The 8,262-nt window shown below is 60.6% G+C and carries 4 protein-coding genes; 3 read left to right on the forward strand and 1 reads right to left on the reverse strand.

The features are described 5' to 3' along the window. Positions 1-64: 64 nt before the first annotated feature. The 3 genes from ileS (at position 65) to PLJ71_06605 (ending at position 7,186) form a co-directional block, all read left to right on the forward strand. Complete coding sequence (gene ileS / locus PLJ71_06595) at positions 65-3,445, forward strand: isoleucine--tRNA ligase (protein ID HQM48339.1); 3,381 nt, start codon at positions 65-67, stop codon at positions 3,443-3,445. A gap of 244 nt (positions 3,446-3,689) precedes the next feature. Further along, complete coding sequence (locus PLJ71_06600; protein HQM48340.1) at positions 3,690-5,576, forward strand: CocE/NonD family hydrolase; 1,887 nt, start codon at positions 3,690-3,692, stop codon at positions 5,574-5,576. 98 nt (positions 5,577-5,674) lie between these two features. Beyond that, a complete protein-coding gene (locus PLJ71_06605) occupies positions 5,675-7,186 on the forward strand; it encodes an alpha-L-fucosidase (GenBank protein HQM48341.1) in 1,512 nt (503 codons plus the stop codon). Between the two features lie 431 nt (positions 7,187-7,617). On the opposite strand, the gene PLJ71_06610 is transcribed toward PLJ71_06605, so the two are convergent. Further along, complete coding sequence (locus tag PLJ71_06610) at positions 7,618-8,001, reverse strand: PLDc N-terminal domain-containing protein (GenBank protein HQM48342.1); 384 nt, start codon at positions 7,999-8,001, stop codon at positions 7,618-7,620. Between the last annotated feature and the right edge of the window lie 261 nt (positions 8,002-8,262).

Below are 8,262 nucleotides of genomic sequence, written 5' to 3' on the forward strand. Positions count from 1 at the left end.
CTTGAAGCGCCCTCCGGCGCATTTCTATAGACCCGAACACACGACGCTAAGGATAGTCTTTGTTATGAGCGACCATGCATTCGAGCCGGTGCCGTCCCCGTTCAACTTCTCGGAGGCCGAAAAGGATATCATCCGGTTCTGGAAAGAAAACCGCATCTACCACAAGAGCCTCGAGGCGCGTAAAGGGGCTCCCGAATTCGTGTTCTATGAAGGTCCTCCCACGGCCAACGGCATGCCGCATCCCGGCCACTGTCTCACGCGCACCATCAAGGATATTTTCCCGCGTTACAAGACCATGACGGGCTATTTCTGCGAGCGCAAGGCGGGCTGGGATACCCATGGTCTCCCCGTTGAAATCGAGGTGTGCAAGGAACTCGGTATCATCGACGGCGGCAAGGCAGCCATCGAGGAGTACGGCGTCGAGAAATTCAACCGCACGTGCATTGAATCGGTGTTCCGTTATCAGCGCGAATGGGAGGAACTCACCGACCGCATCGGGTTCTGGGTCGATCTCGAGCAGGCTTACATCACCTACCACCAGAGCTACGTCGAAAGCGTCTGGTGGGCCTTGAAACAGTTGTTTGACAAGGGTCTGCTTTACCAGGGGCACAAGGTGGTGTGGTGGTGGGCTCAGGGCGGCACCGCCCTCTCGGCCGGCGAAGTCGGCGAAGGCTATCGCGACACCGACGACCCCGCCATCACGGTCCGCCTGCGTCTGCCCAAAGCCAGCCGCAAGGCGCTGGGCATCGACAATCCGAATGCCAGCCTGCTCATCTGGACCACTACCCCATGGACCCTGTCGAGCAACTGCGCGGCAGCCGTGGGTCCCGACATTGAATATGCCGCCGTGAGTCATACCGCCGGGTCCGGCGAGGAAATCCTCATCCTCGCGCTGCCCTTGGTGGAACGGTATTTCGGTGAGCATGCCAATGTGGTCAAGATCTTCAAGGGACTCAACCTGCTGGGCCTGAAATACCAGCCCCTCTTCGATTACGGCATTCCGGCCACGGTTGACGGAAGCAAGGAAGCGGACAAGTATTGGGAGGTCATCCCCGGCGATTTCGTTGACCTCGAGACCGGTACCGGCATCGTCCACATTGCCCCGGCGTTTGGCGAAGATGACTACCGTGTCTGTCAGGAGCTGGGCATCGGGTTCCTGTGTTACGTTAGACCCGACGGCACGTTCGATGAACGCGTCACCGACGTCGATCCCTACGACCAGACCCCGTTTGCGGGACAGTTCTGCAAGGATGCCGACAAGGGCCTCACCCGGTTCCTCAAGGAGAACGGCGCGATCCTCAAACACGAGCAGTACCGTCACGCATACCCATTCTGCCCGAGGGCCGATGACGACCCTCTGATCCAGTACGCCCGCCGGAGCTGGTTCATTCGTACGTCGCAGTTCCGGGACGAGTTTCTGGCGAACAACAAGCGCATCTACTGGCAGCCGGAACACATCCGCGACGGCCGTTTCGGCAACTTTCTCGAGAATAACGTCGACTGGGCCATCTCGCGCGAACGCTACTGGGGCACGCCGCTGCCCGTCTGGGTCTGCGAGAAAACCGGCTATATGGAAGCCGTCGGCTCGTACGCGGAGCTGATGTCCAAGCCCGGCGTCCAGGGCGTCGACGTATGGGAAAAGGCCAAGGCCGCGAACCAGGGCCTGGTCGACCACCTCAAGATCCATAAGCCTTACATCGATGCGGTGACCTACCAGAGCCCGAAGGACCCCTCCGCGCGCATGCGCCGCGTGCCCGAGGTCATCGACGTGTGGTTCGACGCGGGCTGCATGCCCTTTGCCCAATGGGGGTATCCGCATGTCCCCGGCAGCGACAAGCAGTTCACCGAGCGGTTTCCGGCGGATTTCATCAGCGAAGCCATCGACCAGACCCGTGGATGGTTCAACGCTCTTCTGGTAATCAGCACCATCGTTCACGGGAAAGAGAAAGCGAACTATCCTCATCCGTTCAAGAGCTGCATCTGCCTGGGCCACATCATGGGCGAAGACGGTCTGAAGCTGTCGAAACGGCTCAAGAACTACCAGGAACCCAATCTGTTGTTTGAGAAATACAGCGCGGACGCTCTCCGGTGGAGCTTCTTTGCCAAGAACCCTCCCACCAGCACGGGCCGTCTTTCCGAGCGCAACGTTGAAGAGGCCCAGCGCGAACTGCTCATCCGCTGGTATAACGTTTACAGCTTCTTCGTCATCTACGCCAACCTCGATGGTTTCGATCCGTCAAACGCGCCGGCGGCGTTTCTCGAAGTCATGGACCTTGATCCCTCTGATGCGTCCGGAAACGGCGGAGATGCCCCGTATCTGCCTCGCGACGAGCGCGCCGAACTCGACCAATGGATCCTTCACGAACTCGATCGCACAACTCTCGACATACGCGAAGCCATGGAATCGTACGGCTGCAACCCGGCCGCGCGCAGCATCCAGGCGTTCGTGGAAAGCCTTTCGAACTGGTATGTGCGTCGCAGCCGCGACCGTTTCTGGGCCAGCGGGTGGAGCGCCGACAAGGCTAACGCGTACTGGACCCTGTACGAGTGCCTGTTGAAGCTCGCGCAGTTGGCCGCGCCGTTCGTGCCGTTCTTCTCGGAAGTCACGTGGCGCAACCTGCGGAGGCCATTGCCCGGCGCTCCCGAAAGCGTGCATTTGACGTCGTATCCCCAGGCCCTTCGAGCCGCGATAGACCTGGAGCTTCTTGAGCAGATGGCCGCCACGCGGGAAGCCGTCACTCTGGGGCTCAGCGCCCGCCGCACGGCCAACATCAAGGTCCGGCAGCCGCTTGGATTGTGCGAGCTCGTCCTCAGCAGCGGCGAACTGCGGTCGGGCCTCGAAAAGCACATTGAACTCATCAAGAGCGAGTTGAACGTCAAGGAAATCGCCTTCACCGAGGATCCCGACGCGTATGTCTCGTTCGAACTCAAACCCAATTTCAAGATCCTCGGTCCCCGGCTCGGGAAAAAAGTGAAATCCGTCGGGAAGGCCCTTGCCGAGGGAGATACCGCTGCCATGTGCGCGCAGCTGCAGGGTGGCACGTTAACCCTCGACCTGGACGGCGAGCCCGTGGAATTGACCAGCGAGGACGTGGAGGTCCGCCTCACACCCAAGGAGGGGTTCGCGGCGGCGCAGGGCCGCCAAATGGTCGCGGTCATCTCGACCGAGATCACCGAAGCCCTGCGCCAGGAGGGCTGGGTCCGCGAATTCATCCGCTGCGTGCAGGACATTCGCAAGGACTTGGGACTGGCGTATGACGCCCACATCTCCGTGGCCGTCAAGACCGAAAGCCGTGACCTGGCCGGCGTTCTGTCCGCGTTTGAAGACAAGATCGCGGGTGAAGTTCTCGCCGACACATTCATCGTCAACGCCGATTCGGCAGTGGATGGCAAACAGATCGAGATCGACGATTTGCCCGCCACTGTATCGGTCATCGGGCAATAGGTTCACTCAGAGGCCGATTGACAGGCCGCCAGTGCTACGTATCGCCTCGATGGAGCGCCGTAGTCGGGGCCGGTTCCGCCGGATCGAGCCGGCAGCACCATGCAGCCAGCACTTTCAGCCCGGACCACGCCGCTCATAACCTGTATGCCCCATTCCGCCGGGTTGATGTTGCCGCCGGGTGTGCCTACACTACCTGTCCATGGGTGTGTCTGGAGCCGCAAGCGTGGGGAAGGGGGCGCTCTTAATGAAACCAATTGCGCGCATGATGGCCGTTCTATTGACAGTGGCGGCGCTGGCGGCGCAGGCGCCTGCCCGTGAGCCCGAGTACGGCTTCGTGGTGCTCGAGAATGTCATGGCCCCCATGCGCGACGGCGTGCGCCTCGCGACGGACATCTATCTGCCCGCCAAGGACGGTCAACCGGTCGAGGGGAAGTGGCCGGCCATTCTCACGCGGACGCCCTACAACAAGAACGGAAACAAAGACTCGGGACAGTATTTTGCCGAACGCGGCTATGCGTTCGTGGCGCAGGATACGCGCGGCCGGTACGCGTCCGAGGGCGTCTGGCACATGCTCACCGATGACGGGCCTGACGGATGCGATACGGCCGCCTGGCTCGAAGCTCAGGCTTGGTCGGATGGCCAGCTCGGGATGCTCGGCACCTCGTACGTTGGAGGCACGCAGCACGCCATGGCCATGGCCAATCCACCCCAGCTTAAGACAGTTATCCCGGTGGACGCGATGTCGAATCTCGGCTATGCCAGCATGCGCAATGGCGGGGCATTCGAGTTGCGGTTCTGGAACTGGATTCATCTCAACGCGGCCCGGGGGAGCCGGCAGTCGCGCGACCCCGCCACGCGGGAGCTTCTTCAGCAATTGGCCGACAACCGCGTCGAGTATCTGTACAACATGCCGCTCCGCAGAGGAATGACGCCCCTGCGCATGGCGGAGGAATACGAGGACTGGCTGGTAGGCGCGCTTGAACACGGGGGCAACGTCGATTACTGGCGGCAGAACAACATCCGCGACTATCCCGAAACGTACAAAGACATCCCCGTGTACCTCGTGGGGGGGTGGTACGATTCGTGGGGAGGCAACACCACGGCGAATTACCGGGCCTTGAGCACTCATATCAAGGGCCCCGTCTACCTCATCATGGGGTCATGGATCCATGGAGCGCAGGGGAAATCCACCCACGGCCAGGTGAATTTCGGGCCTGACGCCGCCATCGCGGACCCGCTCGAGTGGCGTCTCGAGTGGTACGACCACTGGCTTAAAGGCCTGCAATCCAAGGTCACCCGAAAAGAAGCCCCGTTCTCGTCGGCCGTGCGCATATTCGTCATGGGAACAGGCAGCGGGGCGAAAGACGGGCAGGGTCTCCTTGACCACGGCGGTTACTGGCGCGACGAACCGGAGTGGCCGTTGGCGCGGGCCGTTGTTACCGCGTTTCACCTTCAGCCCGGCGGCGGTCTGGCCACGGAGGCGCCACCGCAGGATGGCGGCGCGACGAGTTTCGTGTTTGAGCCGCGCAATCCCGTGCCTACGATCGGCGGGCAGACATCGTCGGGCAACGACATCCTTGTTCAGGGCGCACGGGATCAGCGTGGCGGCGAGCACGTCTGGAACTGGCAGAAGCCCGTGCCGTTGTCGGCGCGCAACGACGTCCTCGTGTTTCAGACAGCGGCTCTTCCGGAAGACATCGAGGTGACCGGCGAACTGGAGGTGGAATTGTGGATTTCTTCCTCGGCGCCGGACACCGATTTCACGGCGAAACTGTTGGATGTGTATCCGCCCGGCAGCGATTATCCCGACGGATTCGATCTGATTATCGGCGACGGCATCATCCGCACACGGTTTCGCGACTCGCTCAAGGAGGAGAAGCTCATGGAGCCCGGGACGGTCTATCCGGTCCGGATCGCCCTGTATCCCACCTCGAACGTCTTTAAGAAGGGCCACCGCATTCGCGTCGACATATCGAGCAGCAATTTCCCGCGGTTCGACGTCAACCCGAACACAGGCGAGCCGCTGAATCAGAACCGGCGCGTACAGGCGGCGGTCAACAGTGTCGAGCACAATGCCGCGCATCCCTCGCGCATCCTGCTGCCGGTTGTGCCGCCGGTCACCGGAGGCTGAATGCGCTCGCGCGAAACGCAATCGGTCACGAGATTTGGGCGCCCGTGCCGCACAGTGGTCCACGGAAGCAGGGGCTCAACATCAGGAGGTGGCGGAACATGGCCGGACATCGAGAAACTGCAGGCATTCTGGCGGTTTTGGGGCTGTGCTGGCTCGCCCTTCAGGCCGTAGCCGGGGAATCGGACGCTCAGGGCCCGTACCAGCCCGAATGGCCGTCGCTTATGACCCACAGCGAAGCCCCCGACTGGTTTCGCGACGCCAAGTTTGGCATTTACTTCCATTGGGGCGTCTACTGCGTGCCGGCGTTCGGCAGTGAATGGTATCCCCGCGACATGCACCTCACCGGCAAGCCCGAGTACAGACACCACGTCGAAACGTATGGTGAACCCAGCGAATTCGGCTACCACGACTTCGTTCCCATGTTTAAGGCCGAGCATTTCGATCCCGAGGCATGGGCGGATCTCTTCCAGAAAGCCGGGGCGCGGTTCGCCGGACCCGTTGCCGAGCACCACGACGGGTTCTCCATGTGGAACAGCGCCCTTACCCCCTGGAACGTGGTCAACAAGGGTCCCCATCGCGACATCATGGGCGAATTGGCAACAGAGATCCGAAAACGCGCCATGCGCCTCGTGGTAACCTTCCACCACGCCCGCAACAACCAGCACATGGTCAACAAGGGCGGCAACCTGGTCTGGGAAGGCCACTATCCTCGAGTAGAAGGGTGGCCCACGGTCTCCGAGGACCCCGAACTCCGCCTGCTCTACGGCAACATCCCGCGGCGCCAGTTCCTCGAGTTGTGGAAGGGAAAACTGTTCGAGGTCATCGACAATTACCAGCCCGACATTATCTGGTTCGACTCCTGGCTTGACGAAATTGACGAAAGCTGCCAGACACAGTTCCTCGCCCACTACTTCAACCGCGCCAGCGAGTGGGGAAAAGACGTCGTGGTCACCTGCAAACAACGGGACCTTCCCCTCGAGGTTGCCGTGGAAGATTTCGAAAAGGGCCGCGCCGACCAGTTGACCAGGGAAGCCTGGCTCACCGATGACACCATCAGCTACGGCAGTTGGTGCTATACCCAGGACCTCAAGATCAAGCCCACTCGCGAGGTGTTGCACGTCCTCATCGACATTGTCAGCAAAAACGGCCAATTGCTCTTGAACATCTCGCCCAAAGCCGACGGCACCATCCCCGAGGACCAGCAACAGGTCTTGCTCGGGATTGGCGAGTGGCTGGGCCGGTTCGGAGAGGCAATCTACGGTACCCGTCCGTTCACCGTCTATGGCGAAGGGCCCACCCAGATGAACAAGGGTGGTCACTTTGTGAAAACCGATCTCGGATATGGTCCGCAGGACATCCGTTACACCCGCAACGGCAACACCGTCTACGCCATTGTGCTTGGATGGCCGGGCGCGGGCAAAGAGATCTCCATGACCTCGCTCGGCGAGAAAGCTTCAGACAAGCCCGTCAAGGTGACCGCCGTGACACTGCTGGGCGCCTCAGAATCGATGAAGTGGAAGCAGAAAAAAGACGCCCTGGCCGTCACATGTCCGGAAACAAGTCCCGACGGCCTGGCGATCGTCTTCAAGATCGAGACCGGCGGGCTGTAACCCACTGACCTCGATTCTCCGGATATGGCAACGGTTCCAACAATCATCGGTTCGCTATTGGTAACGTCTCTTTTGCGAACCCGCGGAAACCAAGGCGGGCCCGTCGCCTCTCGCGATCCGTCACTCTGCGGGCACGGGGTCCGGGGTTCCTACCGGCACGCTCTTGCGGCACCTCGCCACGCGCGAGAGTGTAAGCGCCAAGCCTCGGGCAATTCCGAAACGCTGCACGGCTTCAATCGAGTAGTCCGAACATGTAGGGATGTAGCGGCAGTGTACGAACCTGTCGAGATGGGGCCGGCTTACCTGTTGATAACCCCGTACGGCACACACATAGAGCCGCCCACAAATCTGAACTTGTGCCGGTCTTGCGGTGTCAATCAACACCAGGCCGGCCAACACGACAGGCAATACGAGTGCCGCACGTCTCCAACTTACTGATTTCCGCAATGCGGGCACACTGCACTTGCCTGAAGCCTCTTGTTGTTGCAATGCGGGCACTGTACCAACGCACCTTGTGGGCGGGCCAGAAGGTAGATCACCAACCCTATCAAGCCGGTAAAGAAGACCAACAGCATCCAGAGAACCGCGCCATCCATTCCCCGCGCTTTCGCATCTCGGGCCACCCACACCAGTATAAGGATGTTGATGACCACTCCCGCGATGATGATGAAAAAGAAGAAGCCTCCGCATGCCGCACATGAGGCGGCAGCTTCCGCATCACTCATTTGCTGCTGAGCCCATGCTTGCCAACACGCGCTCAACATAACCAGAGCCAGGCACACTCCGAGCATAGAAAAAGCACCTAACGTTTTCATCTTCCCTTACCCCCAGATACGCTCTTGGCCGCCATCCCCAAGGACACGAACTCTTGCTGGTCAACGCACGGCAACTCCGCGCCAAAGCTGGTGTACAGACTGGGTCTAGGGCTGCTCGTACGCCCCACGCATATTATCCCAACGGGGCAATGGCGTCAAGACAGATCCAACAGTCCGGAATGGACAGAAATACAGATGGGCCATTGCGCCCGCGTCAAGAAGTTTCTGTAAAAGTGCCTTGGTGGTCTCGAAGCAGCTGGT

The organism is Candidatus Hydrogenedentota bacterium, from assembly GCA_035416745.1.
Taxonomy (GTDB): domain Bacteria; phylum Hydrogenedentota; class Hydrogenedentia; order Hydrogenedentales; family SLHB01; genus UBA2224.